25 protein-coding genes and 2 tRNA genes are annotated in these 24820 nt (G+C 63.8%); 9 read left to right on the top strand and 18 right to left on the bottom strand.

Features of this window, described 5'->3' with window-relative positions; genetic code table 11:
- Positions 1 to 10 precede the first annotated feature (10 nt).
- Both IEW81_RS06960 and IEW81_RS06955 read right to left on the bottom strand, forming a co-directional pair.
- On the bottom strand, positions 11 to 907 hold the full coding sequence (locus tag IEW81_RS06960; RefSeq protein ID WP_097059247.1) for a class II fructose-bisphosphate aldolase: 897 nt from the start codon (positions 905 to 907) through the stop codon (positions 11 to 13).
- A 53-nt stretch (positions 908 to 960) separates the two neighbouring features.
- Positions 961 to 2670, bottom strand: coding sequence for a glycerol-3-phosphate dehydrogenase/oxidase (locus tag IEW81_RS06955; protein ID WP_097059246.1), 1710 nt, complete (start codon positions 2668 to 2670; stop codon positions 961 to 963).
- Between the two features lie 101 nt (positions 2671 to 2771).
- On the opposite strand from IEW81_RS06955, the gene IEW81_RS06950 reads away from it, so the two are divergent.
- The gene (locus tag IEW81_RS06950) at positions 2772 to 3452 is read left to right on the top strand and encodes a 2-oxo acid dehydrogenase subunit E2 (RefSeq protein WP_097059245.1); all 681 of its coding nucleotides are present in this window, start codon (positions 2772 to 2774) and stop codon (positions 3450 to 3452) included.
- 43 nt (positions 3453 to 3495) lie between these two features.
- Here IEW81_RS06950 and IEW81_RS06945 read toward each other — a convergent pair whose 3' ends face one another.
- The 4 genes from IEW81_RS06945 to IEW81_RS06930 all read right to left on the bottom strand — a co-directional run bounded on the left by IEW81_RS06945 (position 3496) and on the right by IEW81_RS06930 (position 5623).
- A complete protein-coding gene (locus IEW81_RS06945) occupies positions 3496 to 4572 on the bottom strand; it encodes a UDP-N-acetylmuramate dehydrogenase (protein ID WP_097059244.1) in 1077 nt (358 codons plus the stop codon).
- Positions 4572 to 4976: a MaoC/PaaZ C-terminal domain-containing protein gene (locus IEW81_RS06940; RefSeq protein WP_097059243.1), complete on the bottom strand. Its 405-nt coding sequence runs from the start codon at positions 4974 to 4976 to the stop codon at positions 4572 to 4574. Before IEW81_RS06940 ends, IEW81_RS06945 begins: the two co-directional genes overlap by 1 nt.
- Entirely contained in the window at positions 4973 to 5419 is a 447-nt protein-coding gene (locus tag IEW81_RS06935) for an FAS1-like dehydratase domain-containing protein (protein ID WP_097059242.1), read from the bottom strand. Before IEW81_RS06935 ends, IEW81_RS06940 begins: the two co-directional genes overlap by 4 nt.
- Before the next feature lie 105 nt (positions 5420 to 5524).
- Positions 5525 to 5623: a ribonucleotide-diphosphate reductase subunit beta gene (locus IEW81_RS06930; protein WP_097059241.1), complete on the bottom strand. Its 99-nt coding sequence runs from the start codon at positions 5621 to 5623 to the stop codon at positions 5525 to 5527.
- A gap of 516 nt (positions 5624 to 6139) precedes the next feature.
- Between IEW81_RS06930 and IEW81_RS06925 the strand changes: the two genes are divergently transcribed.
- Positions 6140 to 6361: a hypothetical protein gene (locus IEW81_RS06925; protein ID WP_097059240.1), complete on the top strand. Its 222-nt coding sequence runs from the start codon at positions 6140 to 6142 to the stop codon at positions 6359 to 6361.
- A gap of 73 nt (positions 6362 to 6434) precedes the next feature.
- Here IEW81_RS06925 and IEW81_RS06920 read toward each other — a convergent pair whose 3' ends face one another.
- Positions 6435 to 7616 (bottom strand): acetyl-CoA C-acyltransferase, encoded by a 1182-nt coding sequence (locus IEW81_RS06920; RefSeq protein ID WP_097059239.1) that lies wholly within the window; start codon positions 7614 to 7616, stop codon positions 6435 to 6437.
- A 94-nt stretch (positions 7617 to 7710) separates the two neighbouring features.
- Here IEW81_RS06920 and IEW81_RS06915 point away from each other — a divergent pair, with 94 nt between their 5' ends.
- On the top strand, positions 7711 to 8598 hold the full coding sequence (locus IEW81_RS06915) for a 1,4-dihydroxy-2-naphthoyl-CoA synthase (RefSeq protein ID WP_097059238.1): 888 nt from the start codon (positions 7711 to 7713) through the stop codon (positions 8596 to 8598).
- Here IEW81_RS06915 and IEW81_RS06910 read toward each other — a convergent pair.
- The gene (locus IEW81_RS06910) at positions 8595 to 9278 is read right to left on the bottom strand and encodes a hypothetical protein (RefSeq protein ID WP_097059237.1); all 684 of its coding nucleotides are present in this window, start codon (positions 9276 to 9278) and stop codon (positions 8595 to 8597) included. The two genes, IEW81_RS06915 and IEW81_RS06910, sit on opposite strands and share 4 nt — an antisense overlap.
- Before the next feature lie 73 nt (positions 9279 to 9351).
- A complete protein-coding gene (locus IEW81_RS06905) occupies positions 9352 to 11754 on the bottom strand; it encodes an alpha/beta fold hydrolase (protein WP_179691713.1) in 2403 nt (800 codons plus the stop codon).
- Positions 11755 to 11840: 86 nt separating this feature from the next.
- Between IEW81_RS06905 and IEW81_RS06900 the strand changes: the two genes are divergently transcribed.
- Positions 11841 to 12281 carry a MarR family winged helix-turn-helix transcriptional regulator gene (locus tag IEW81_RS06900; RefSeq protein ID WP_097059235.1) on the top strand — a complete coding sequence of 147 codons (441 nt, stop codon included), beginning with the start codon at positions 11841 to 11843 and terminating at the stop codon, positions 12279 to 12281.
- 56 nt (positions 12282 to 12337) lie between these two features.
- Complete coding sequence (locus IEW81_RS06895; RefSeq protein ID WP_097059234.1) at positions 12338 to 12778, top strand: OsmC family peroxiredoxin; 441 nt, start codon at positions 12338 to 12340, stop codon at positions 12776 to 12778.
- Here IEW81_RS06895 and IEW81_RS06890 read toward each other — a convergent pair.
- A complete protein-coding gene (locus IEW81_RS06890; RefSeq protein ID WP_097059233.1) occupies positions 12775 to 13062 on the bottom strand; it encodes a hypothetical protein in 288 nt (95 codons plus the stop codon). The genes IEW81_RS06895 and IEW81_RS06890 overlap by 4 nt on opposite strands.
- A gap of 177 nt (positions 13063 to 13239) precedes the next feature.
- Between IEW81_RS06890 and IEW81_RS06885 the strand changes: the two genes are divergently transcribed.
- Entirely contained in the window at positions 13240 to 13476 is a 237-nt protein-coding gene (locus tag IEW81_RS06885) for a DUF1059 domain-containing protein (protein WP_097059232.1), read from the top strand.
- 48 nt (positions 13477 to 13524) lie between these two features.
- Positions 13525 to 14367, top strand: coding sequence for a sigma-70 family RNA polymerase sigma factor (locus tag IEW81_RS06880; protein ID WP_097059231.1), 843 nt, complete (start codon positions 13525 to 13527; stop codon positions 14365 to 14367).
- A gap of 177 nt (positions 14368 to 14544) precedes the next feature.
- On the opposite strand, the gene IEW81_RS06875 is transcribed toward IEW81_RS06880, so the two are convergent.
- A tRNA-Met gene (locus IEW81_RS06875) sits at positions 14545 to 14618 on the bottom strand.
- A 25-nt stretch (positions 14619 to 14643) separates the two neighbouring features.
- A tRNA-Thr gene (locus IEW81_RS06870) sits at positions 14644 to 14715 on the bottom strand.
- Positions 14716 to 14887: 172 nt separating this feature from the next.
- On the opposite strand from IEW81_RS06870, the gene IEW81_RS06865 reads away from it, so the two are divergent.
- Complete coding sequence (locus IEW81_RS06865) at positions 14888 to 16633, top strand: glycoside hydrolase family 13 protein (RefSeq protein ID WP_097059230.1); 1746 nt, start codon at positions 14888 to 14890, stop codon at positions 16631 to 16633.
- 16 nt (positions 16634 to 16649) lie between these two features.
- On the opposite strand, the gene IEW81_RS06860 is transcribed toward IEW81_RS06865, so the two are convergent.
- The 3 genes from IEW81_RS06860 to IEW81_RS06850 form a co-directional block, all read right to left on the bottom strand.
- Entirely contained in the window at positions 16650 to 17699 is a 1050-nt protein-coding gene (locus tag IEW81_RS06860; RefSeq protein ID WP_179691712.1) for a M23 family metallopeptidase, read from the bottom strand.
- Positions 17700 to 17838: 139 nt separating this feature from the next.
- A complete protein-coding gene (locus IEW81_RS06855) occupies positions 17839 to 18639 on the bottom strand; it encodes an inositol monophosphatase family protein (protein ID WP_097059765.1) in 801 nt (266 codons plus the stop codon).
- A 484-nt stretch (positions 18640 to 19123) separates the two neighbouring features.
- A complete protein-coding gene (locus IEW81_RS06850) occupies positions 19124 to 19933 on the bottom strand; it encodes a DUF1206 domain-containing protein (protein WP_097059227.1) in 810 nt (269 codons plus the stop codon).
- 76 nt (positions 19934 to 20009) lie between these two features.
- Here IEW81_RS06850 and ppk2 point away from each other — a divergent pair, with 76 nt between their 5' ends.
- Entirely contained in the window at positions 20010 to 20813 is an 804-nt protein-coding gene (gene ppk2 / locus IEW81_RS06845; protein ID WP_229671291.1) for a polyphosphate kinase 2, read from the top strand.
- Positions 20814 to 20832: 19 nt separating this feature from the next.
- On the opposite strand, the gene IEW81_RS06840 is transcribed toward ppk2, so the two are convergent.
- The 3 genes from IEW81_RS06840 to IEW81_RS06830 form a co-directional block, all read right to left on the bottom strand.
- Positions 20833 to 22674, bottom strand: a complete 1842-nt coding sequence (locus tag IEW81_RS06840) for an amylosucrase (protein ID WP_229671290.1) — start codon at positions 22672 to 22674, stop codon at positions 20833 to 20835.
- Positions 22675 to 22743: 69 nt separating this feature from the next.
- Positions 22744 to 23394 (bottom strand): phosphatase PAP2 family protein, encoded by a 651-nt coding sequence (locus IEW81_RS06835; protein ID WP_097059225.1) that lies wholly within the window; start codon positions 23392 to 23394, stop codon positions 22744 to 22746.
- 85 nt (positions 23395 to 23479) lie between these two features.
- Positions 23480 to 24340, bottom strand: a complete 861-nt coding sequence (locus tag IEW81_RS06830; protein WP_218839940.1) for an endo alpha-1,4 polygalactosaminidase — start codon at positions 24338 to 24340, stop codon at positions 23480 to 23482.
- Positions 24341 to 24820 lie beyond the last annotated feature (480 nt).

Below are 24820 nucleotides of genomic sequence, written 5' to 3'. Positions count from 1 at the left end.
TCGCCCGCCATCAGCGCTTTGCCTGGCCGGTCGAACCGAAAACGTCCATCAGTCGCTGGATCTCTTTCGCCAGCGCCACGCCAGCCCGTGAGTTCACGTCGGCCTCGAACCGGGAACCGAAGGCAAGGTTGGGGTCATCGACCGTACTTCCCAATTCGGCGACAAGAGCGTTGCCGTAGACGAACTTGAGCTTGGTGCCGACGTTGATCTTGGTGATGCCAGCCTGAACGGCGCGCTGGGTCTGGTCGTCGGGAGTTCCCGAGCCGCCGTGCAACACCAGTGGCACGTTCACAGCCTCGCCGATCTGCTTGATGAGATCGACCTGCACAGTGGGAACATGGCTGCCCGTGACGAAATGCACGTTGCCTACGGCAACGGCCAGACAGTCGACGCCGGTCTCACGCACGAACAGCTCTGCCGCTTCGGGGGACGTGTATGAGGCGCCGGCAGCGTCGAGGACGCCATCCTTGATCTCAGCCAGTGCGCCGATTTCACCCTCGACTGCCACGTTGACGGCGTGCGATGCCGCCACGAGGGAGGCAGTGTCCGCAAGCAGTTTGTCCTGGTCCCACCCCTGCGTGTGCATCATGACCGAGTTGAACCCGGCGCCGAGGCCACCCGCCGCCTCGCGAAAGCTGTCTGCTTCGTTGAAGAGTGTGGAGATGGGCACGGAAGACCGGGCGGCGAGAGAGGCGGCGATGGCGCCATAAATCTCAATGCCTCCGGACTGCAACCATTCATGGCTGCACGAGAGGCCACCGATGCCGATAATCACCGGCGAGTTGCTGGCTTCCGCAGCCGCGACGGTCGCCTGGAGGCTGTAGACATCCCAGGACTCGAAATACCCGACGGCGTACTTATTGGCTCCGGCGTGGCTGAGAAGCTCGGGGAGGGGAACTAGTGGCATGTGACGTGCTCCAATTTCATCATTGATAGTTGGTTGGGTTGGCAGTGGGCGAGTCAGCGGGCAATGCTGGCATCGGGTTCATAGGCCGCTGGGCGACGCAGACGGATCCAGTCGCGGTACGAGGCGATCTCGCGATCGATCTGAGCCTGGTCCCAGCCCAGTTCCTGCGCGGCAACAGCGGCCACGCCGTCCAGCGAATCCAGGCCAGCGTCGTCATTCCAGACCAGCAGGAGTCGACGGGCGACGATGTCGGTGAGGGTGCGAGCGAATTCGTCCTGCACGGCCATCACCACCTCCGCCGCAATCGCGTCATCGCGCCCGGGTAGCGTTGCCGCCAACTCAGGACGACTCGCCACCAGTTGCTCCAGCCTCTCGACCCGGACCCCGTAGAGGCCGAGCAACCGATCGATCGACGCAGCGGGAAGCGATGTCGTCCGCCGAAACGATGAGGTGAACCGCGTCAGGTCTGACGATCGCGCACCGGGAAGTTTGAGCCGACGAGTGCTCGCCGAAGGATTGAACAGTTGCGAGAGCAACCGTCGCCGTCCTGGAGCTCCTGGTGTTGCTGGGCGGGATTGCAGCTTGTTGATCGCCATTTCACCGAGAGCGCGATGGGTCGTGAGTTTACCGCCCGTGATACTGAAAAGCCCAGACATGGCGGGGTGCGCCACGAGGTGGTGGCTGCGGCTGACCTGTGCGGCCGACTTGGCTTTCGGCGAGAACGGCAACGGCCGCACGCCTGACACCGTGTGCAGCACATCCGACCGGAGGAGGTGGGCTGCCGGCACCAGCCGGTTGACTTCGGAAATGAGGTAGTCGATCTCCTCATCGGACATGACGGCCGAGCCCGGATCGCCTTCGAAGAAGATATCGGTCGCCCCGACCAGGTAGTTGCCGTCTGGGAGCGGAAGAACCAGAATTGCCCGGCCGTCGCTCGTTGCCTCGAAGTGAACCCCTGTCGAGGGAGCACCGGGGAATGGACCAACGGTCAGGTGCGAACCCTTCGTACCGCCGATCAACTGCGAGCTCGCCGTCTTACTGAGACCCAACACCCTGTCGACCCAGGGGCCTGCGGCGTTGACCACGATTGCCGCCGTTTGTGTGTAATGAGTTTCCGTAAGGGAGTCGAACATACTCACGGAGATGCCGGAGGCCTGCTCGGTCAGGCCAGTGACGCGGGTGTGGTTTCGCACGCTGCCGCCGAGCGCAACGATGTCGAGAGCCTGTTCAACGCAGAGGCGCTCGGTGTTCGCCGCTTGGGCGTCGTAGTAAAGGGCCGCACCGTAAAGGTCTTTTGAGTCCAGTCCGGGATACGCCTGCTGCACCCGCGTTTTGCTGAAGGTGCGATGAAGTGGCGTGGACTTGTCGAACGAAAGAACGTCGTACAGCACCATTCCGAGACGCAGGACGAATCCGTGGCGCCTGTTGTGCTTGTAGAACGGAATCAGTAAGGGGTACGGCTGCACGAGGTGCGGGGCAGTGAAGAGGAGGCGTTCGCGTTCTTTCAGAGATTCCCGAACCAGGTGAAACTCGAGGTTCTCGAGGTACCTGACTCCGCCGTGCACGAGCCGACTGGACGTGCCGCTGGTTCCAGCTCCGATGTCGTCAGCCTCCACGACCGTAGCTGACCATCCGCGAACTTGCGCTTCACGCGCGACAGCCAACCCATTGACCCCGCCACCAACTATGAGAATATCGACACCGGGTAAGTCAACGCCCTTGTGACTCTCACACCTGTGCAACTCTTCACATATGTGATTCATGTGAGTTAGTATGACGGAGAAGAACGGTGCTGTCAATGCCGATTTCTCGGCCCGGATCGCACCATCACACACCTCGATCCCACCTCTCAAGGAAGTCAACTATGGCAAATACGGACGCGTACGTAGTAGAAGGCACAACCAAACCGCTGGCAGGAATACGACGCGCGGCAGCCCGTCAGATGATCGCAGCGTGGGAGGCGCCCGCATTTCACCTCACTGTCGAGGTCGACATGACAACGGCCCTGACCGTCAAAACGGTAGCGCCGGGTTCGACGGTCACTGACCTGCTCGTGTCAGTCTGCGCCAAAGCCCTCATCGACCACCCTGCACTCAACTCTCACTACGGCGAAAACGGCATCACCACATTCGATGAGGTCAATATCGGACTTGCCGTGGCAACAGACGCCGGCCTCACGGTTCCCAACCTGCACCGGGTCGGGGGGCTTCCTCTCGCTGGTATCGCTGAACTGAGGAAGGGCGCAGTCGAGCGTGCGCGAACTCGGCGCCTCACTATGAACGACGTCACCGGCGGCACCTTCACCATCTCCAATCTGGGGATGCTCGGAATCGACAGGTTCGACGCCATTCTGAACGTTCCGCAGGTTGCGATTCTCGCGGTTGCATCAACCCGTCAGCGCTTCGTTTTCACCGAGGGCGGAGGGCAATGGCGCCCTATCGCCGAATTGACACTCACCTGCGATCACCGGGCAGTCGACGGCGCAACCGGCGCGGTGTTCCTTTCCAGGATCAAGGAACTGCTCGAAGGCGCGATCGCCGACTGAGCTCGTGAGGGCGCCGGTGAGACGAGCACCATCTGGTGACCCGCTACAGCTGGAAGCCGATAACGGTCGGTTCGGCCTGCAGGGTGAGGCCGAACTCCGCGAGTACCCGCGCCTGGACAAACCGTGCGAGCTCGGCGACCTGCTCCGCCGTTGCTTCGCCACGATTCGTGATCGCGAGAGTGTGCTTGCTGGAGATCGCGGCACGCGATCCCGGCAGCGCGAAGCCCTTACCGATCCCTGCGTGCTCGATGAGCCAGGCCGCGCTCAGCTTCACGAGGGATGACTGCTCGTACCTGCGTTCGGGGAGTTGCTGCCCCAGCGGCACGACCAGATCCGGCTCCCCGAGACCGATGGGCCACCGTGGGGCATCTTTTGGGAGGCGGCGCGCGACGTTCTCGTCGACTATCGGATTGGTGAAGAACGAGCCGCAGCTGGTCGAATCGGGGTCGTCAGGGTTGAGGACCATGCCCTTGGCCGCCCGAAGGGCAAGCACGCTGGAGCGCACGTCGGCCAAAGGCACCTCGGTGCCCAACGGCACACCCAGCGCGGTGGCCAGCTGGGGATACGCCACGGCACCCGCTGGCCTGCTGGCCAGTCTGAGCTCGATCGCCAGTACTACACCCTGACGCCCTGCCTTGAGGCTCGAGGTGCGGTAGCCGAGGACAAGCTCGTCGGCGGGGATGTGCTCGACCTGCCCGGTCAGGTAGTCGAGAAACTGGACCGAGACCAGGGTGTCGCTTATCTCCTGGCCGTACGCGCCGATGTTCTGGATGGGCGCCGCCCCGCTCGATCCTGGAATCCCGCTGAGCGCCTCGATACCAGAGAGGCCGTTCGATACCGCGAACTCGACCACAGCGTCCCAGGGCTCCCCGGCCTGCACTACGACCCTGCCGCCGCCATCGACCGAACGGTCGATCCCTCGAGAAAGAGCACGGATGACCGTGCCGTCGAACCCCGCATCCGAGATGACCACGTTCGAGCCGCCGCCCAACACCATCCACTCATCGCCGGACGACCAGGCTTCGCGGGCTGCCGCCACCAGCTCATCGCGCGTCGTAGCATCCACCAATCGACCGGCCGGACCGCCGACCCGCATAGTGGTGAGCTCAGACAACAGCATCAGGTGAACGAGACCCTGACCTGGGACTTGCCGAGAACGGTCTGGTCTGCGGCAGTCACGACCAGGTCGATACGGGTCGAATCCTCGTCGGCAAGGCCGATCTTCGCAACAACCGTGATGTGCGCGCCCTCGATCGCATCGACGAGCACCGGACGTGTGAAGCGCACGTGATAGTCGAGCACAACACCACGCTCGCCCAGCCAGTCGACGACGGGTTGGACGGCCAGTCCCATGGTGAGCATGCCGTGTGCAAGCACCCCGGGCAGGCCGACGGAGTGTGCAATGTCGTCCCGGTAATGGATGTTGTTGAAGTCACCGGATGCCCCGGCATAGCGCACCAGCGAGTCGCGCGTGATGGCGAAGGTGCGCTCGGCGATCACGTCACCAACGGTCAGCTCGCTCATGCGTCACCCCTTACGACAAGTGTTGAAATGGCAGTGACCACATGCGAACCACGCGCATCCACGATGGTCGATTCCGCGGTCACCATGGAATTGCCGCCGAGAGATTTGACGCTGGTGACGGCGAGGGTCGCCGTGAGCTCATCGCCGGCGATGATCGGGCGCGTATAGCTGAATCGCTGCTCACCATGCACGACCCTCGAGAAATCGATCCCCGCGTCGGGCTCAGCGAGTAATTGCGCGAGGGTAGCTTCCTGCACGACGACAGGAAACGTGGGCGGAGCCACCAAGTCGGAGTATCCGGCGGCGGCAGCGGCGGCCACATCGAAATTGAGCGGGCTGGAGGCGAAAACGGCCCGAGCAAACTCGCGCACTTTCTCCCGCCCGACGAGATACGGGGCGGTGGGGGCGAACACCCGACCCTGAATGTCTGGATTCACTGGCACCAGGTCAGCCTACCCACAAGCCCAGCGCCATCCGTGTGATGAACTGCAAAACCCCGGTGGCCACGTGGGCACCGGGGTTTGCGTAATCTATTGCTGTACGACGCTTTACTGGCAGCTGTCGCACTGTAGAAGATCCATCGGGTCGACGGGAACTGCGTATCCGCCGACATTGTCACCGTCGTTGTTGTAGCTGTCGTTATCCATGGCGATCCTCCCCAAGTTCTTGTGTGGCCGTGACTGCCAAAGGCAGTATCTGTGACCATGCCACCCGCTGTCTGCGGCTGGACCTCCACTATATAACGTGAATGACACCCCTGTCATTCCACTACATGTTGTGTTTTCGGCGTGTCGGCGAAGTTTTTCCGAGAATCCCACTCTGCGTGCTGCCCACGGCACCATTGCGGCCGCTGCGGCCTGGCGCGCTGCATCGTCAGCTCCATCGCCCGCTCATGTCACGCACATCCTGCAGCACCGGGGCGATCCCATGGGGTGTCAGGGAGCGACCAGTCCGGGCCTCACAAGTCCGGGCCACGCTGCCGAACCAACACTGCCTCCTCCGGCCTGCCCAAGTCGGCAGCTCCGGGTCCCGTTTGCTTGGAGTTCGCCGATACGTCTCGACAGGTGCGTGTCCCACGGGGTTTACTCAGGGCTACAGCAGCGTGTGCAGTGCCGGGAAGAGTGTTCCGCATTTCCACTAAAGGAAAATTGGGGGAGCAAGCCATGACGATCACAAGACCAGCGGCCACCCGCGAGCAAAAAACAGGCGGTCCCATCCAGTGGAAAGTCATCCAGCGCGGACTCTGGATCGGTAAGCGCGGAGGCGAGTTCGCCGGGATGATCGAGTCGGTGCGAGACGGTGGTTTCGCAGCGATGACCTGCCTGGGTGAACAGCTCGGCACCTTCAGCACGGTGGATGCCGCAAAACACAGTTTCGCAGCCTGACTCTGCTCCGCCACTGGGGCCCTGAAAAGCAGCCCCTCGCCTGAGCTTTCCGGCCGGCCCTGTGCTCGTCGCCCTACTGCCCGCCAACCCTGATGAGCAGGGCGTCGCCCTGGCCGCCGCCGCCACAGAGGGCGGCGGCGCCGACGCGCTGCCCGCCAAGTCGGCCCAGCTCGAGTGCGAGGTCGAGCACCAACCTCGCGCCGGTCATACCGATCGGGTGGCCGACGGCGATGGCGCCTCCGTTGATGTTGACCTTCGCAGAATCGACGCCAAGCTCTGCAATAGAGGCCATCGCGACGCTGGCGAACGCCTCGTTCATCTCGAACAGGTCGATGTCGTCGATGGTGAGGGTGCCGTCGCGTCGCAGGGCGTCACGGATGGCGTTGGCCGGCTGGTGCAGCAGCGAAGTGTCGGGGCCCGCAACCGTGCCATACGCGACGATCTCGGCGATCCAGCGGAGCCCGAGCTCCCGTGCTCTCGCCTTCGACATGACCACCACGGCCGCAGCCCCATCAGAGAGTTGCGAGGCTGAGCCAGCCGTGATGGTGCCGCCGGGAGCGAAGGCCGGCTTAAGCCTGGCCAGTGTGTCGACAGTGGTTGTGGGGCGAATTCCCTCATCCGAATCAATCACCACCCCCTTTGCTGTGGTGACGGGGATGATCTCCGCGGCAAAGCGGCCACTCGTCGTGGCCGCATGTGCACGGCGATGAGATTCGGTGGCGAACGCATCCTGCTGTTCGCGGGTTAATCCGAACTTTCGCTGGTCCCGTTCGGTCGCAGCGCCCATGGTGATGCCCTCGATCGGGCCGATGAGGCCATCGCGATCGATCGCGTCTTCGAACTGCCGGCTGCCATAGCTGATTCCGCGGCGCACTCCGCGCACAAGGTGGGGCGCGTTAGTCATCGACTCCATGCCACCAGCGATCACTATCTCGTGCTGCCCGCTCACGATCGCCTGGTCGGCCATGGCGATCGCGGTGAGGCCGGACAGGCACAGCTTATTGACGGTGGTGGATGGCACGGCCAGCGAGATCCCGCCGGCGACGGCCGCCTGGCGACTCGGGCCGGGGCCGACCCCCGCCTGCAGAACATTGCCCATGATCACGGCATCGACCTGGTCGGCGGTGATTCCCGCCCGCTCGATCGCAGCGGCGATAGCGAAACCACCCAGTTCGGGAGCCGTGAACTCCGACAGGCAGCCGAGCAAACGCCCGATCGGCGTCCGTGCTCCGGCGATGATGACTGACCCTGCCATAGCGACCTCTTCCGTCTGCGCAAGTTGCACCTTCGTTTTTACACCATGAGGCTGCGCGCGGCGAGGGTCGGCAGCCGATCGTTAGGCTGGGATCATGGCTCCGGTTTCTGAACTATTCGACCCTGTTCGCTGGCAGGATGTGGTGGGTTTCGAGACCCTGGACGACATCACCTACCACCATGACACGAGCGGTCGAATCGCGAGGGTCGCCTTCAACCGACCGGAGGTGCGCAACGCGTTCCGCCCACAGTCGGTCGACGAGCTGTATCGCGCGCTCGACCATGCGAGGCAGAACACCCGCATCGGAGTCGTGCTCATCACGGGCAACGGGCCGAGCCCCAAAGACGGCGGCTGGGCATTCTGCTCGGGTGGCGACCAGCGCATCCGGGGCCGCGACGGCTACCAGTACGCCGACGGCACGGCATCCACCGGGCGCCTGCATATTCTCGAGGTCCAACGACTCATCCGCACGATGCCGAAGGTCATCATCGCCGTCGTGCCGGGGTGGGCGGCGGGCGGCGGGCATTCACTGCACGTCGTATGCGACCTGACCATCGCGAGCGCCGAGCACGCCCGCTTCAAGCAGACAGATGCCGATGTCGGCTCCTTCGATGGAGGATATGGAAGCGCGTACCTGGCCCGCCAGGTCGGGCAGAAGTTCGCGCGCGAAATCTTCTTCCTCGGGCAGGAGTACAGCGCGCAGCGCGCGTACGAGATGGGAACGATCAACGCGGTCGTGCCCCACGCGCAGCTCGAGAACACGGCCCTCGAGTGGGCGGAGACGATTCTGGGGAAATCGCCGACCAGCATCCGGATGCTCAAATTCTCGCTGAACGCCATCGATGACGGTCTCGCCGGCCAGCAGGTGCTCGTGGGTGAGGCGACCCGACTCGCTTACGGCACAGACGAGGCCGTCGAGGGCAGGGATGCCTTCCTCGAGAAGCGTGAACCGGACTGGGGGCCGTACCCCTGGCAGTTTTAGCCGGCCCAGGTTCCGTCGGGTGAGGTCACGACCTGCACCGCGGTGTACGCCCAGTGCCCGCCGTTGGCATAGTGACTGGATGCCCACGGTGATGCCCAGATCGCGGATTCGATGACCTCCGTCGGAGCGGAGGCCGCGAAGCCCGCGACGATTGCGCTGTAGCCACCGACGCTGTGCAGCGCTTCAGCGGCGTTCTCGGCGGCGAGCTCGAGGCTGTCGTAGCTGCCGAGACCGCTGTTGCCGCCCGAACCCCATCCGTTATTCAGGGGGTTATTGCGGTTCCACCAGTCGTCTGCGCCGTTCTCCTGGCGCATCCACCTCGTCATGACCGTGACGTTGCTGTCGGTCATGGGGAAGCCGGCTTTCAGCAGCACCAGTTTGGCCCAGTCGTAGTTGGTGCCGCCAGCGGCAAGACTCTGCACACCGGCGGTTGCCGTGTACCCGTCCCTCGCGACGGTAACGACCTGCGCGCGCTCGGGGATGACCAGTTTCTGCGCACCAGCAGGGCGGTAGGACTGGGCGTTCGGCCCGGCCGCGGCGACATCGGACACCGGCGGGGGCGCGAGCGATCCGACGGTCACCAGCGCGAAGGCGCCGACCAACGCCACGACTGCGAGCCCGTGGCGGGCGCCCACAGCAGACCGTATGCGCGGTGCGCGGGTGCTGTGCGATGCGGTCATGGCGGGGTTCCTCGAGGGTCAGGCGGACTTTCTACCGTAACAGCCGGGCTTAGGAGTGGGCAGAACGGCCTGGTCAGGCCCGACTGTGCGCGCTGTCCGCCGCTGCCCGCGGAACTCCCGTGGTTCGCGCGGCGGAGCCTGTTCGTGCGAGAAACTCTTCGACGACTGCGGCGAACTCCTCAGACTGTTCGATCTGCGGCATGTGACCGGTCCTCGCGAAGACGTGCCCTTCGGCACCGGGCAGGGCCGTGACCGCCGCATCATGGTGGAGAAACGGAAGCACGTGGTCGTGATCCCCCCACGTCACCAGGATCGGTATTCCGAGCGCGCGCACGGCGCCGAGCAGTGATTCACGCCATTGCGGCCGCACGCCCCTGATCGTCCCCAGTTCGTGAGCGACATCGAGAAGGGTCTGGGTGTGTCCCGGTCTCAGCGCCAGGCTGTATGAGCGATCGATTCGCTCGGCGGTCGCGAACTTCTTGTCGTAGAAGAGGGATTCCGCGCTGCGCGCCGAGGTCTTCGGATTCGGGCGGGCGAGCGCAGCGCCGACACCCTTGATGGCGAGCACTCTCAGCGCGACGGTGACCTCCTTACCGAAACCGACGCTGTTGACGAGCACGAGGCTCGAGACCCGCTCGGGATGGGTGACGGCAAATGTCATGGCGACCGCACCACCGAGCGAGTTACCAATGACTGGTAATGCTCCGGCGACCCCGACCGACTCCAGAAACGGGTCGAGCACACCGGCGAGGGTCGCGAGACTCGCGGCGCCCGCTGCCCGATCCGACCAGGCGAACCCGGGCATGTCGATGCTGATGACCCGGTGATGGGCTGAGAGCAACTCGTGCTGTTCGTCCCAATCCTCGAGGCTTCGACCGATTCCATGAAGCAGCAGGATCGGTGAACCCTCTCCGGTGATCCGGTAGCGCAGCCCGAGCCCGCCGATCGTCATGAAGGCAGAACCCTCATGCGCTAGCGGAACGCTCACTCTCCGCCGTTCGAAACGCACGTCGTCGGTGATGCGGCCGAGTCTCAGCAGCCTGAAATCCCGCACGTAGTTCTGATGCAGGCGCCATGGGGCCTTCGCACCCTGTCGCGGGAGCTGCGAGACACCGCGGCGAACGTACCCGGCATCCAGGTCGATGAGGGAAACGAGATCTCCCGAGCTCACCGACTCCGGCGGATCCGGGACGACGGTGTCGTATCCCTTGTCGCTCATGTGCTTCAGCACGCGACACACGTACTGCGCCACGAGGTCGGCTTTGAGTGTCCAGGAGGCGTTCGTGTAGCCGATGGTAAGCGCGAAGTTGGGCACCCCCGCGAGCATCATCCCCTTATAGGTGAGAGTTGTGGGCACATCGACGGGTCGACCGTCGACGACCAGCGTCATCCCCCCCATCGCGAGGATGTTCAGCCCCGTGGCGCTCACGATGACGTCAGCGTCGAGTGTTGCTCCCGACGCCAGCTCGATCCCCGTGGGCGTCAGCGTGCTGATGGAGTCGGTGACGATGTCTGCGCGACCGTCGCTGATCGACCTGAAAAGATCTGCGTCCGGGATTACGCACAGGCGCTGGTCCCACGGGTTATACGCGGGGGTCAAGTGTTTGTCGTAGTCGAAGCCCTCGGGCAACGTCGAGAGCGCGGCCTTGCGCAGGATCGACTTCATGGTGCCGGGGCGACGGCGGCTCAACTGGTATGTGAGCATCGAATAGCCGATGTTCTTGGCACGCACGAGCCCGTACGCGAGCTTCGTGGGCAGCAGGCGACGGATCCTGTCTGCATGCCTGTCACTGGATGCCACGGGGGCAATGTACGTCGGCGAACGCTGCAACATGGTGACGTGCGCCGCGGCTTTTGCCATCGCCGGCACGAGGGTGACAGCCGTCGCGCCACTACCGATGATCACAACACGCTTGCCCTCGTAGTCGAGATCGACGGGCCAGTGCTGGGGATGCACGATCCTGCCCTCGAACGTGTCCGCCCCCGGGAACGTGGGAGCGAAGCCTTCGTCGTAACGGTAGTAGCCCGAGCACACCGAGAGGAACGAGCAGGTGAAGACGACGGTCTCCCCCTGCGGCGGAGCATCCATCGAATAGTCGTCACCGGTGGTCTGCAGGGCGGTCACCGTCCAGCGCGCCATCTCGCTCGACCACTCGGCGTTGGTCACGCGGTGATTAAGCCGGATCACCGAGTCGAGCCCTTCGTCTGCGACCGTGTCATCGATGTAATTGCGGATCGACTCGCCATCGGCGATCGCTTTCGGATCGGTCCACGGCCTGAACGAGTACCCGAGCGTGAACATGTCCGAGTCTGAGCGCACGCCGGGATAGCGGAAAAGATCCCAGGTTCCGCCGATCGAGCTCCGCGATTCGAGGATCAGCACGGATCTTCCGGGGCATTCGCGGCGGAGGTGGCTTGCTGCTCCCACACCGCTGAGGCCAGCGCCCACGATCAACACGTCGATGTGTTCTGTCATCACTTAAGACTAATTCCAGATGCTGTGGAAGAGTGTGGTTTGGGCTGTCCACGATTCTATTGTGCACAATGTGTTACTGTGACGTCATGCCCGACACCGCGATCCGCCCACTGGAGGAACAGATCTGCTTTGCCCTGTACTCGGCGTCGAGATCGATCACGGGCCGATACCGGGAGCTTCTCGCGCCGCTGGGCGTCACCTACCCCCAGTACCTCGTGTTGCTCGTGTTGTGGGAAACCGGCACCAGCACGGTTCGCCAACTCGGCGATCGACTCCAACTCGACTCCGGCACGCTGTCGCCGTTGCTCAAACGACTGCAGGCGCTCGGTCTCGTCACTCGAACGCGTTCCACGCTCGACGAGCGAGTGGTCGAGATCTCGCTCACCCCAGCCGCCAGCGAAATGCGCAATGAAGCCCCCCGCATCGCCGAGCAGATCTGCGCGTCCACCGGTTTCGCACTCGGTGATCTCGCCAGGCTGCAGGGCCAGATCGCCACCCTCGCGACACAGGTGCGCGAGTTTGGCTGAGTTTTTTCGACGCGACCGGATTCCCGGTCATCCATCTCACGAGCAAGGAATCAACTATGCCAACACGTACCGCACGCACCGCCTGGAACGGAACCCTCGAGGAAGGCTCCGGGCAGGTCGAGCTCACCAGCTCACAGCTCGCCACGTTCGACGTGTCTTTCCCCAAGCGAGCGGCCGACGAGGCCAACGGATCGACCAGCCCCGAAGAACTGCTCGCGGCAGCGCACACCTCGTGCTACGCCATGCAGTTGTCGGCTGAACTCGCCGCTGCCGGCGGAACCATCGAAGCCCTGGATGTCTCGGCCGACGTCTCCCTCGGCGCCGACCCCGCGGGCGGCTTCCGCCTCACCAGCATCAAGCTGACGGTTCGCGGCGAGGTGACAGGTGTCGACAGCGGTGCCTTCCTCGCAGCAGCGGAGTCGGCCAAGGTGAACTGCCCCGTCAGCAAGGCGCTCACCGGAGTCGAGATCACGCTCGACGCGACGCTCGAAGTCTAGAACTCTTCAGAGAGGGGGCACCACTTCTGTGGTGCCCCCTTTGTCGTGCCGATTTCGAGAGCATCATCGTTCCCCATGGCAGCGTGCCAAGTGGAGACTCGGGTCATGGAAAACGCGTGCGTGGGGCCGCCGACGGCAACGGGGTCGTGCCTGACCAGATTCGACGATGCCAGCTCTGATGTCACCCGCTCGACGGCCATGCGCGACTCGGGCTCGTTCCCCATGGCGTGCGCGACCTGCCGGATGTTTACCCACAGGGATTCGTAGGCGACTAGCGCGTGCATTTCTCCTCCTCCGTTTGCTTCTGGACGTGGTGACAGCGTGAGCCGGTGTTGTGCGTGGGCTCAGGGCCCGAAGTTCCCCGATCGAGGTATTCCGGTCACACTTGGGCGGCCCGAATCGTCATACAGACAGGGCCCTGCGACAGGGGCCTGTCCAATCGATCAAAAGGAACGAAACCCATGAAGACCATGACATGCAGACAGCTCGGTGGACCGTGTGACCTCGAACTGAACGCAGAAACCGCCGACCAGATCATCAAGGATCAGGACCAGCACCTCAAGCAGGCCGTGAAAGACGAAGATGCGACTCACGATGCGGCTCGGCTGGAGATGAAAAATCGCTGGAAGCATCCACGGCAATCCATGGAGTGGTACTCCAATACGAAGAAGGCGTTCGCTTCGCTCCCCGAGCGCTAGGTTTGCCTCGACGACTCGCTAGCGAGTGATGACGAGGGCTGAACCACAATGGATCGCACCACGGTGTTTGCGGAAGAGCGGAGCCGGCTGCTGCGGATGGCAGGGCGGATCCTGGGTGACTCCCACGAAGCCCAGGACGTCGTGCAGAACGCCTGGCTGCGCATGCAGTCGGTGGAGGGCGAGATCTACAACCTCCCGGGCTGGCTGACAACGGCCACCACCCGATTGTGCCTTGACCGCCTCAGGGGCAGAATCCCGGTGATCGACGTTGACGCCGACGGCGGCGGCAGCACCCCCGACGCCTCGGAGCAGGTGGCTCTCGCCGAGACGGTCGGGGTCGCCCTCCAGATCCTGCTGGATCGGTTGACCCCGAATGAGCGGGTCGCGTTCGTGCTGCACGAGAGCTTCGGCTTCGACTTCGCCACCATCGCAGAGATCCTGGGGCGCACGCCGGCAGCTACCCGCAAGCTCGCGTCGAGGGCTCGGAGCAAGATCGATCAACCACGTACCCGGCCAACCGACACAGACCCGTTGCCTGACTGGAAGGTGGTTGACGCGTTCCTGGTTGCGGCCCGAGAAGGCGACTTCCACCGGTTACTGGCACTGCTCGCACCGGCGGTGGTCGTGGAAGGTGACCCAGCGGCCATCGCGCTCGGAACCCCGCAACGCATCGAAGGTGCCGAACAGGTCGCACGGTTCTTCAACGGCGCAGCCACAACGGCCTTCCCCGTGTTCGTCGGCGATCGGCCCGGGGCAGCCTGGATTCTCCTTGGTGAACCAAAGGTCGTGTTCGACTTCATCATCGATCAGGGAATGATCCTGCGGATCGATTTCCGTGCGGGGGCAGGGCTCCTCGCTCAGGTGCAGCGGCGCGAGGGGAAGGACCGGTAACTAGGGTTGTCCGGTGCTGGTGGCTCCGAGATCGCTGGCGTCTCTGTCGGCACCGGATTCGCCATAGCTGCTTCACACCTACTGCTGGGCGGTTTCGGATTCGCCGTAGCCATAGCCATCGCTCCCGCCCACAACAACAAAGACCCCACGCGAACGGCGGGGTCTTTTCTCTTTCGGTAGCTGAGGCGGGGCACGATCCCGCGACCTCACGATTATGAGTCGTGCGCTCTAACCAACTGAGCTACTCAGCCATGCAGCCGCTGGAAGCAACTGCGGAGCCCCCTGTGGGAATCGGACCCACTACCTCTTCCTTACCAAGGAAGTGCTCTACCAATGAGCTAAGGGGGCGCACAAAGGACTTAGCCGTCCGTTTGGCACCGTAAGAGACTAGCATTCCCGGGAGCCTCATCCGTGCGAAACCGGCCGGTTGCCCGTCGCGCGACGTTTCGATGCAGGGGTAGCAGACTGCGGCAAAAGTGCAAGCGCTTTCGCCTTTGTCGTCATGAAGTATCGTGTTCGCATGACCCTCGAGAGCGCCGAAGCCTTTGCCGTGCCCGCAGATCAGCCCGAAACCACCGAGGTTGTGACCGCGACAGGCTCGGAATGGTGGCGCACAGCGGTCATCTACCAGATCTATCCGAGGTCGTTCGCCGACTCCACCGGCAACGGAATCGGCGACCTCCCGGGCATCACGGGCCGGCTGCATTCCCTCTCCGAGCTCGGTGTTGACGCCATCTGGCTGTCCCCCTTCTTTACTTCGCCGCAGAACGACGCGGGCTACGACGTCTCCGACTACTGCAACGTCGATCCCATGTTCGGCACGCTCGCGGATTTCGACACGCTCGTAACCACTGCCCACGGCCTGGGCCTCAAAGTCATCGTCGACATGGTCCCTAATCACACCTCCGATCAGCATGCGTGGTTCCTGGAGGCGCTCGCGTCACCGGTGGGCTCCCCGGAGCGCGACCGCTACATGTTCCACGACGGCCAGGGGCCGAACGGCGACCTCGCCCCCAACAACTGGGAATCCGTCTTCGGTGGGCCGATGTGGCAGCGCACCACCAATTCCGACGGCACCCCCGGGCAGTGGTACCTGCACATCTTCGACGTCTCACAGCCCGACCTCAACTGGGAGAACCCGTGGGTTCGCGAGCAGTTCTTCGGCATTCTGCGCTTCTGGCTCGACCGTGGCGTCGATGGATTCAGGGTGGATGTCGCACACGGCATGATCAAGGAGGAGGGCCTCCCCGACTACTCGCCTCCCGTCGAAGGCGCCAGCATGGGCGGCACTGCCGCCGTAGCATCCGACCTCGATCCCGTGACCCCCGAAGTGCACCCGGACCCGCCCTACTGGGGACACTCGGGAGTGCACGAGATCTGGCGCGGTTGGAACGCGGTGCTCGCCGAGTATGAGGGTGACCGTGTCATGGCAGCAGAAGCGTGGGTGGATCCGCTAGAGAAGATGGCCCTCTGGGTGAGGCCCGACGAGTTCAGCCAGGCCTTCAATTTCGGCTACATGTTCACCGAGTGGACTGCCCCGACCATGCGCAGCATCATCGACGAGTCCATCGCCGCATTTTCCAGCGTCGGCGCACCGAGCACGTGGGTGCTGTCAAACCACGATGTGGTCAGGCACGCGACCAGGCTCGCGCTGCATGCTGACGTTCCGCAGGGTTCCGGCATTGGGCCAGACACCGAGGGCAAGCCCGATACCGCTGAGGGGCTGCGCCGAGCACGCGCCGCCACATCCCTGATGCTCGCCCTTCCCGGCAGCGCCTACCTCTATCAGGGCGAAGAGCTGGGCCTTCCTGAAGACATGGAACTTCCCGATGCCGCCCGCCAGGATCCCACCTGGTTCCGCACCGACCACGAGAAGTATGGACGGGACGGATGTCGCGTGCCGATTCCCTGGGAGGCCGACAAGCCGTCATACGGCTTCGGCCCTGCGGCGAAGAGCTGGCTCCCTCAGCCCACAGACTGGGGACCCTACTCTCGTGACGCGCAGGAGGGAGTACCCGGCAGCACCCTCGAGCTGTACCGCTCCGCGCTCGCGCTGCGCGCCGAGCACGGCCTCGGTGCCGGCCACATCGAATGGCTCGATGGCTACGGCGTCGACGTTCTCGCCATGCGCAACGGCGCGGTCACCGTCATCGTGAACTTCGGCGACGTGGCGGTCGAACTGCCGCTCGACGAAATGCTGCTGGCAAGCGAAGAGATCGTCGGTGGCGCGCTTCCTGCAGACACCGCTGTGTGGCTGCGCAGCTAGCCGGGAAGGTGGCTTCCTAGTCGGACGCGTTGGCGGACAGCCAGGAATACGGATCCACAGCCTCATCATCCACGTAGATCTCGAAGTGGAGATGAGCGCCGTAGGAGATGCCGGTGTCCCCGACGAGACCCAGGTAGTCGCCGACCTTGATCTGCTGTCCGGCCACGATCGGACTGGAGTCCATGATCATGTGGGCCGAGTTGCTCTTCACGCTGATGCCGCCGAGATTGTGCTGGATGACGACATGGTTGCCGTAGCCCGAGGTGTCGTAGCCCGCTGACACGACGACACCATCCGCAATCGCGTAGATGGGCGAGCCTTCGCCGGGCACGAAGTCGACGCCCTTGTGGAACCCGCCAGAGCGCGGACCGAACCCGTCGGTGATCGGTATCGCCGACGAGAGCGGCCAACGCACGGCACCGCTCGTCAGCGTGTAGGCATAGTCGACCCCGGCGAACTTCAATGCCAGCACCTCGGCGGGTGACACCACGTCGAAGTTGTCGCGCACGGGGGCGCTCTCGATGGCGTCAGCCGACACCTGCAGGGTCTGGCCTGCGATGACACCTGACGACGCGGCGGTGTTGGCAGCAGTTGCGATCGAAGCGGTGGTGAGCACATTGATGGGGAGGGATGAGCCAACCAGCAGCGCACCCGCAATGACGAGGGCGCTGAGTGAAACCAGTTTCGAGCCGAGGCTCGACGTGTGCCGGGGGCGAGCCGTCGCCGACCGCACGGCTCGCTCGGCACGCTTCGATGCCCGGCGATCCGCGAACGTCTTCCTCGGCACGGGCACCGCACGAGGCCAGATGGCTGCGACGACGTCAGCGGGAGGCTCTAGCCGGGTGAGCGGGGCTGCCGCAGAGATGGCATCGGGGTCAGGGAACGAAACCTGCCGCACCGCGGCAGCTGGTGCCGCGGTAGATGGCACCTCTGCGGATGGCACAAGAGCGGCTTCCCGTGCCCGGGACTCGCGGCGCGTGAGTGGTGGCAGTTGCCCGCCGCCGCCGACCCCGTGAACATGGGGCACCGCGGACAGGACGGAATCCGGCCTGTCGCTCGGTGTCATAGCTCGCTCCTCAGAGATCACGAATGCGCGCAGCGCAGAGTGAATCTTCGGGTAATGGATCACGCACCTGGCGGTGCGAAATGTAACGGGTAGGTAAAGGTTACCGGCTGCCGGGGGTCGGCGCGAACCCCCGAGCGGGTCACAGGGCCAGGGCCCTGATCGCTCTTTCAAGCTCCAGGGCGACGGCAGGGTGCGCCGCGAGAATGAAATCCCGGCTGGGCGCCCCACCATCCAGCCCCGCGACTGTCGCGCCCGCCTCGCGCGCGATGAGGGTACCGGCTGCGTGATCCCATGGGCTCAGGCCGCGTTCGAAGTAGGCATTGGTGCGACCGGATGCCACAAAACAGATGTCGAGCGACGCCGTACCCATCCGACGGATGTCGCGAACCATCGACAGCAGCCCCGCGATGACAGCACCCTGCTCGGCCCGGGTCGCGGAGTCGTAGGAGAATCCCGTGGCCACGAGCGCCTGCGAGAGATCCACGGACTCGGCGACATGGATTGCAGCTCCACCGAGTGCGGCTCCCCCGCCCAGCGTCGCGGTGAACAGCTCAGTCGTCACCGGGTTGATGACGACGCCGGCGAGCGCCGACCACGTCAGCGGGTCGGGTTCACCCTCCACCACCGCGATGCTCACCGCATAGTGGGGAATGCCGTACAGGTAGTTGACGGTGCCGTCGATGGGGTCGACGATCCAGGTGAGACCGCTCGAGCCGGGATCGGCGCCGCTCTCCTCGCCGAAGAATCCGTCGTCGGGGCGGGCATCCATCAGCAGGGAGCGGATGAGTGCCTCGGTCTCACGGTCCGCTTCGGTGACGATATCCACCGGCGACGACTTCGTTGCGGCGACCTCGATGCCTTCGGTCCGGCGCTTCTTCGCGAGTTCACCGGCCCTGAGGGCGATAGTGCTGGCGATGGTCAGGAGTTCGTCATGGGGCACCGCTTAAGCGTAGGGCGCACGCCGCGCCGACCGAGCACAGCATTTATGAGTCGTGGAACCCCCGGGACGAATCGATGATGCCGCGCCGCTCGGCGCATCAGCTGCCTCACCGGCATTTCGTCGCCCTCATAGAAGATTGCGTCGGGTGCGCGGCCATCAGCGCGGCGAAACTCTCGAGCGACCGGGGGAGTCGAACCAGAACGGGGCGGTGCTGGCATCCTGAAGAGCACCCCAGAGCGTTACTGCGAGATGCTCCAGCTGCTGCGAGTACACGGTGGGCGGGACACTCCGGACGATTCCGATGCTGAGCGATGTGGATCCTGCGGAGTGTCTCGCCAGCGACCAGCCTGGGCCTTCCTGTCGACGGCAATCCTGAAGCGGTCTGGCCGGCGGGCAGCAATTTCGAGGTAATCGCCGCAGCGAGCGCGTCGATCCCGAAGCCCGGCCGAAGCGCATCCGTCACGCCGCGTCACTACCGAAAGCCTCAGCCCCGCAGCCGTGCGATCCGTGCCAGCACGAAGCAGTAGATTCCATAGGCCACGAAACCGAGCCCGATGAGGATGAGGATGACCCGGCCGAGCGGCAGCCCAGCGAGAGCTTTGAGCGAGCCGTCCAGCCCCGCGGCCTGGCTGGGATCCGCCGTCGCGGCGGCAATCGAAAGCAGCACACCGGTGAACGCGAGCGCGATTCCCTTCGCGACATATCCGATGACGCCGAGCAGGATGATCGATCTGCCCGGCTTTCCGGCGGGCAGCGTGATGTCATCGATGAAGCGCCGGCGTGCACCAGTGACGATGAAGAACCCGCCGATCCCAACGACCGTCAGTGCTAACGCCCACAACACGATGATTCCGCCCGGCGCTGCGATGAGTGCAGCGCTCAGCGTGTCGATTGCACTCTCGCCATCGGTGGACCCACCGCTCGCGAACGTCACGGCTGCGCCGCCGATCGCGAGGTAGGCGACACCCTTCGCCAGGCCGGTGACGAGCTCTGAGGCTTTCTTCTTCTTGTTGCGGCTCGGGTAGCGGACTGCACTGACGATGAGCCAGATGCCCAGCGCTGCCAGGCCGACAGCCGTCACCCACAGGATGACCGTGCCGCCTGGAGTGCCGGCGATCTGCCCGAGCGCTCCCGACTGGTCTGCGCTGCCACCGGCACCGCTGGCCACTCCGATCGCGATGACACCGATGATAATGTGCATCAGACCGTTGACCGCGAACCCGAGCCTCGCCAAAGCCCTGAACGCGACCGAATCCTGGGCGGCTCGCGCTGCGCTCTCTACGGGTGAACTCATGGTCGCAGCGTAGCTTCCTGCCCCTTCCCGCTGTCAATCCCTCTCGATCCCGCGCGCCCGGTCTTAGACTCACGCCATGTTCACCGCAAGAATGTCCAAGGGAGCTTACGAGCAGGAACTCGTTCGACTGCAGTCCGAACTCGTGAACATGCAACGCTGGGTCATCGAGACCGGGGCCAGAGTCCTGGTGATTTTCGAAGGTCGGGATGCGGCCGGCAAAGGCGGCTCGATCAAACGCGTTATGCAATATCTCAATCCTCGGTCTGCTCGAGTCGTCGCCCTGCCCCAACCCGACCAGAGGGAGAAGGGCCAGTGGTATTACCAGAGGTACATCGAGCATCTCCCCACTGCTGGCGAGATCGTGCTCATGGATCGGTCCTGGTACAACCGGGCCGGGGTCGAGAAGGTCATGGAGTTCTGCACCCCTCAGCAGCATGAGCTGTTTCTCCAGCAGACTCCGGTGCTGGAACGACTTCTCGTCGACGATGGGATCATCTTCATCAAATACTGGTATTCAGTCTCAGACCGCGAACAGGAGAAGCGATTCCGATCCCGGAAAAAAGATCCGTTGCGACGCTGGAAGCTGTCGGAAACCGATCTCGCCTCCATCACCAAATGGGAGGACTACTCACGAGCAAAAGACGAAATGTTTGAACGCACCGACACCGACAAGGCGCCGTGGTGGACCATCGAGAGCGATGATAAACGCGCCGCACGCATCAACACCATCAAGCACCTCCTCTCCCAGGTTCCCTATAAACCACTCCACCCCGCGAAGGTCAAGATCCCGAATCGTCCGCGGGCAGACAAATACGACCGGCCGGTTAAAGAACTGCACCGCTACGTACCGGATCATGCTTCGTCGCTGATCCAGACGTAGCGCCTACAGCGCGACGATCTCAGCGATCTGTCTCGCGCAACCAGAAAAACTCGTGCGGTGTGAGGATCAGCCCATCCGTCAGGTCTACCAAGGCACCGGATACGAGGTCGGTGCACTGCGGCGCGACGGCGGCGAAGCGGGCAGCATCCACTATGGATACAACATCTGCGAAGTTCGCGAACACGAGAACCCGGCTGCCGTCTGCCGCGAACCGCTGGTAGCCGAGCACCGATGGATGCCACGTATCGAAGACCTCGAGCGCCCCCGCCGCGAACTCGGCTGTCTGCTTGCGGACTCCGATGAGTGTCCGCAGCCCGGCGAAGATCCTGCCGGCTGTCGTTGCCGGATCGTCGCGCTCAGAATATGCCGGTGACGGATACGGAGGACGCCCCGACCATCGGCTGTCACCGGCTTTACCCGGATCATCGATGTAGCCGTAGTCGTTCAACTGGCCCACCTCGTCGCCGAGGTACAGCAGCGGGATACCCCCGGTGCTCAGCACGATGGAGTGTGCGAGCAGCACCCGGCCAACCCCCTCTGGGTCCCTCGCCTCGATTCCCGCCAGCGACGCTGTAGTTCCGGATACCCGGGCATCTCCTGTTCTCGGGTTCTCCTGGAAGGGCACGCCGCGTGCGAAACTTCCGGGAAACCGATCCACGTAGAACGCGTTGAGGAAGCGACGGTGTTCGAGTCCGTCTATCCCCAGTTTCGCGGCATCCTCGTCAGCGAAGGTCCAGCCGATGTCGTCGTGGCTGCGCACGTAGTTCACCCAACTTGTTCCCACCGGCAGATCGTTTCGCCCCGCGAGCGCCTGGCTGAGAAGGCCGACATCGCGAGTCGCAAGCGAACTCCAGATCAACGCCATCTGCAGCGGGTTGTAACTGAGCTGGCACTCGTCGGGGTCGATGTATTCGATGACCTCATCCGGGTGCACGATCGCCTCCGATTTGAAGAGCAGAGACGGGGCCCCGATGCTGCACGCCGCATTGAATGCCTGAAGCAGCATATGCGCCTCGGGAAGGCTCTCGCATGCGGTACCCAGCTGCTTCCAGATGAAGGCGACGGCATCCATTCGCAGGATTTCGATGCCCTGGTTCGCGAGGAACAGCATCTCTCCGAGCATGGCTCGGAACACAGCGGGATTCGTGTAGTTGAGGTCCCACTGGAAGCTGTGGAAGGTCGCCCACACCCACCTGCCGTCCGGCAACGGGACGAATGATCCGGGGTGGTCGTCAGGAAAGACCTCGCGCGTGCTCTGCTCGAAGGCATCCGGCATCATGCGATCAGGGAAGATCCAGTAGTAGTCCTCGAAGCCGGGCTCGCCATTCCGCGCGCGCACCGCCCAGTCGTGTTCATCCGAGGTGTGGTTGAAGATGAAGTCCACAACCAGGGAGATCCCCGCGGCGCGAAGCTCACGACTGAGGGCGGCGAGGTCGGTCATGGTTCCAAGGGTGGCGCGCACGTCGCGATAGCTGGAGACGGCGTATCCGCCATCCGAATTGCCGGCCGGTGCGCGGAACAGCGGCATGAGGTGCAGATACGTGAGCCCCAGTTCCTTGAAATACGGGATGCGATCTCTGAGCCCGGCGAGGTCGATGGCATACAGGTCGACGTAGCAGACGGCCCCGAGCATCCGTTGCGAGCGGAACCATTCCGGGTCAGCGGTGCGAGTGGCGTCGAGTGCCTTCATGTCGGCAGGGCGCTCTGTGAACGAACGCAGCAGGTCGTCAGCGACGCCGGAGAGGATGCCTCGCGCCTCGGCCCCGTCACCGTACAGTCGCTCGAACAGCAGCTCCAATCGGGGGAAATGCTGCTCGAAAGCCCGGTCGAATGTGGACCGTTCGGAGGCTGTCAGGGCCACAGAAGTCGTCTCCTCGCGTCGTTCATGAAATACGGCCTGCGTGTTCGCGGGCAATGACAGTCTTGCGCATCAGCGGTGGGGAACCCTTTCGACCCGAAGGCGATCGGCGAGCATGCCCCAGACCACGAGCGCGAGGCCGGCGCCGAGCAACAGTCCGCCGATGTCGTCGGTGATCCAATGCACGTTGAGGTAGGTGCGGCTGAGCGCCATGGCGGCGGAGAGCACAACTGTCAGCACGCTAAACCAGCGCCACCCGAGAATGAGAGCCAGCACCACGAGCACGGCGACCAGGTTGGCGACATGCCCGGATGGGTATGCGCTCAGTGACACCGGAATCAGCTGGTCATCGGGTCGTGGCCGTTCGAGCGCCGACTTTATCGCGTTGACCAGCGGGGCACTCGCGATACCGCAGAGAAGCACGGCGACCGCAGCCCAACCGCGACCGCGGAGCCCGAACAGCGTTGCGGCGACAATTGGCATCACCACTCCGACGACGACCTGCGCCCCAGCGTCGTTGAGAAAACGCGACACCTGCAGGATCGGTTGCGAGAGAGTGCGGTTACTGAACGTGAACCATGCGACATCGACCGCAAGCGGCCCATTACCCAGAAGGGAGATCACCCCGCCGCCAGCGATGGAGAGCAGGATGGCCAGGAGTCCCACGACGCGGGCAACCCTGGGCCTGGTCGCCCTGCGCACCGGCGACGTCGACTCGGTCATCGCACGATCCTACGCGTGGTTTTCTCCGGTTGTCACTGTCGCGTTCTTCTGCGGGCATCGCCCGCCGCCGCGTGAACACATGATTTCAGGGCGCGCAGGCCTCGAAGACATGACCAGCGTGGTCGGCGGCCACGAGATCCCGGTCGCGCAGAATCGTAGAGAACGGCGTGTGGGCGTCGTCGCAGACCTCAGCAAACGAGCCACGCAGGTTATCGGTGTATTCGATGTCGATCATTGCGGCGCCGTACACCTCGGTGTACTCGCCACACTCGTCGTAGCGGTGGCATTCCTCCGCGACGGCGAAGTCGAACCCCACCTCGTCGCGGCCTCTCGTGCCCAGTTCAACCGCATTCTTTTGGCCGATAAGCAATCCGGCGGTATGCGCAATGACCGCATACTTGCGGGCAAGCGCGATCGCGTCGTCCTGGGTAAGTCGACCCTCCGAGCGCGTGTACGAGTCGAGATTATCGATCTCCACAGCGTCAAAGCCGGCCTCGGCACAGTGTGTGATGCTCTCGCCGATACGGGCCGCGATACGCGCGCGGAGCTGGTCGCTGGAGGCATCGAGGATCAGTTCATCCGGCCAGTTCTCATCGATCACGGGCCCGCCGTCGCCGCCGAACAACACGAGGTCAGGTTCTGCGAGCCAGGATTCACGTTCCGCTGGCTGGCTTTGGAAGCCGTTCACGTAGCACAACGAATACCGGTCGGGGTCAGCTGAGTCGGTGCTGTCTCGAGCGACTCCGCCGACACCATCAGCCGGCTCGTAACCTCCGCCTAATTGATAGTCGAAGACCCGGTCGCTGGGGAACGTACCTGCCGCGCTCGTCGAGCGGGGAAACGATGGCCGCTCTGTGATGACCGCCGAACAGGCGACTATTGAGCTTATGAGCGACAGGGAGGCCAGCGAGCAAACGGCCCACACCAGCCGCCGAGATCCGCGCACTCTCGCAGCTTAGCCGCAGCGGTCCAGAGAGGCAGTGCGCCAGAGAGGCAGTGCGCCCGAGAGGCAGTGCGCCAAAGGGCCACTACGCCAGAGGGCAGCGGGCCAAACAGCAGCACGGATTACTTTGGGTGATGCAGAGTTCATTCCTGAATCGACGCGTGGCCAGCGAGGCGCAAATTCGTTATACGGCGGGCCCGGCGGCATAGTAATAGCGCCTGACCCAGTCACCCTCGCGGGTGAAGCAACGGAACTGCTGATTCGGCCCGGGTTGAAACCCACTACAAGTGCGACACGGGCCAGACGACGGTGGGGTCGCGCGCCCACACCGCCAAGATCGCCGCTGGGACTGCTGACGTGGCACACCACGTGAGGCTGGACCTGACAGTGCGCACCACCAGCTGGCCCCTGGCGTTACATCTGGTGCTTAACGCAAAACAGCCACCCTGGCTGTTTTTCAACAGCTGGGGTGGCTATTTTACA

This window comes from Salinibacterium xinjiangense, from assembly GCF_014645015.1.
GTDB classification, from domain to species: domain Bacteria; phylum Actinomycetota; class Actinomycetes; order Actinomycetales; family Microbacteriaceae; genus Rhodoglobus; species Rhodoglobus xinjiangensis.
The sequence above is the reverse complement of the archived record's forward strand: the minus strand, read 5'-3'. Positions and strand labels throughout refer to the sequence as shown.

Bases quoted from the DNA above. Each gene is read 5' to 3' on its own strand.
- IEW81_RS06960 (WP_097059247.1), bottom strand. From the start codon at position 907: ATGCCACTAGTTCCCCTCCCCGAGCTTCTCAGCCACGCCGGAGCCAAT.
- IEW81_RS06955 (WP_097059246.1), bottom strand. From the start codon at position 2,670: ATGAATCACATATGTGAAGAGTTGCACAGGTGTGAGAGTCACAAGGGC.
- IEW81_RS06950 (WP_097059245.1), top strand. From the start codon at position 2,772: ATGGCAAATACGGACGCGTACGTAGTAGAAGGCACAACCAAACCGCTG.
- IEW81_RS06945 (WP_097059244.1), bottom strand. From the start codon at position 4,572: ATGCTGTTGTCTGAGCTCACCACTATGCGGGTCGGCGGTCCGGCCGGT.
- IEW81_RS06940 (WP_097059243.1), bottom strand. From the start codon at position 4,976: ATGAGCGAGCTGACCGTTGGTGACGTGATCGCCGAGCGCACCTTCGCC.
- IEW81_RS06930 (WP_097059241.1), bottom strand. From the start codon at position 5,623: ATGGATAACGACAGCTACAACAACGACGGTGACAATGTCGGCGGATAC.
- IEW81_RS06925 (WP_097059240.1), top strand. From the start codon at position 6,140: ATGACGATCACAAGACCAGCGGCCACCCGCGAGCAAAAAACAGGCGGT.
- IEW81_RS06920 (WP_097059239.1), bottom strand. From the start codon at position 7,616: ATGGCAGGGTCAGTCATCATCGCCGGAGCACGGACGCCGATCGGGCGT.
- IEW81_RS06915 (WP_097059238.1), top strand. From the start codon at position 7,711: ATGGCTCCGGTTTCTGAACTATTCGACCCTGTTCGCTGGCAGGATGTG.
- IEW81_RS06910 (WP_097059237.1), bottom strand. From the start codon at position 9,278: ATGACCGCATCGCACAGCACCCGCGCACCGCGCATACGGTCTGCTGTG.
- IEW81_RS06905 (WP_179691713.1), bottom strand. From the start codon at position 11,754: ATGACAGAACACATCGACGTGTTGATCGTGGGCGCTGGCCTCAGCGGT.
- IEW81_RS06900 (WP_097059235.1), top strand. From the start codon at position 11,841: ATGCCCGACACCGCGATCCGCCCACTGGAGGAACAGATCTGCTTTGCC.
- IEW81_RS06895 (WP_097059234.1), top strand. From the start codon at position 12,338: ATGCCAACACGTACCGCACGCACCGCCTGGAACGGAACCCTCGAGGAA.
- IEW81_RS06890 (WP_097059233.1), bottom strand. From the start codon at position 13,062: ATGCACGCGCTAGTCGCCTACGAATCCCTGTGGGTAAACATCCGGCAG.
- IEW81_RS06885 (WP_097059232.1), top strand. From the start codon at position 13,240: ATGAAGACCATGACATGCAGACAGCTCGGTGGACCGTGTGACCTCGAA.
- IEW81_RS06880 (WP_097059231.1), top strand. From the start codon at position 13,525: ATGGATCGCACCACGGTGTTTGCGGAAGAGCGGAGCCGGCTGCTGCGG.
- IEW81_RS06865 (WP_097059230.1), top strand. From the start codon at position 14,888: ATGACCCTCGAGAGCGCCGAAGCCTTTGCCGTGCCCGCAGATCAGCCC.
- IEW81_RS06860 (WP_179691712.1), bottom strand. From the start codon at position 17,699: ATGACACCGAGCGACAGGCCGGATTCCGTCCTGTCCGCGGTGCCCCAT.
- IEW81_RS06850 (WP_097059227.1), bottom strand. From the start codon at position 19,933: ATGAGTTCACCCGTAGAGAGCGCAGCGCGAGCCGCCCAGGATTCGGTC.
- ppk2 (WP_229671291.1), top strand. From the start codon at position 20,010: ATGTTCACCGCAAGAATGTCCAAGGGAGCTTACGAGCAGGAACTCGTT.
- IEW81_RS06835 (WP_097059225.1), bottom strand. From the start codon at position 23,394: ATGACCGAGTCGACGTCGCCGGTGCGCAGGGCGACCAGGCCCAGGGTT.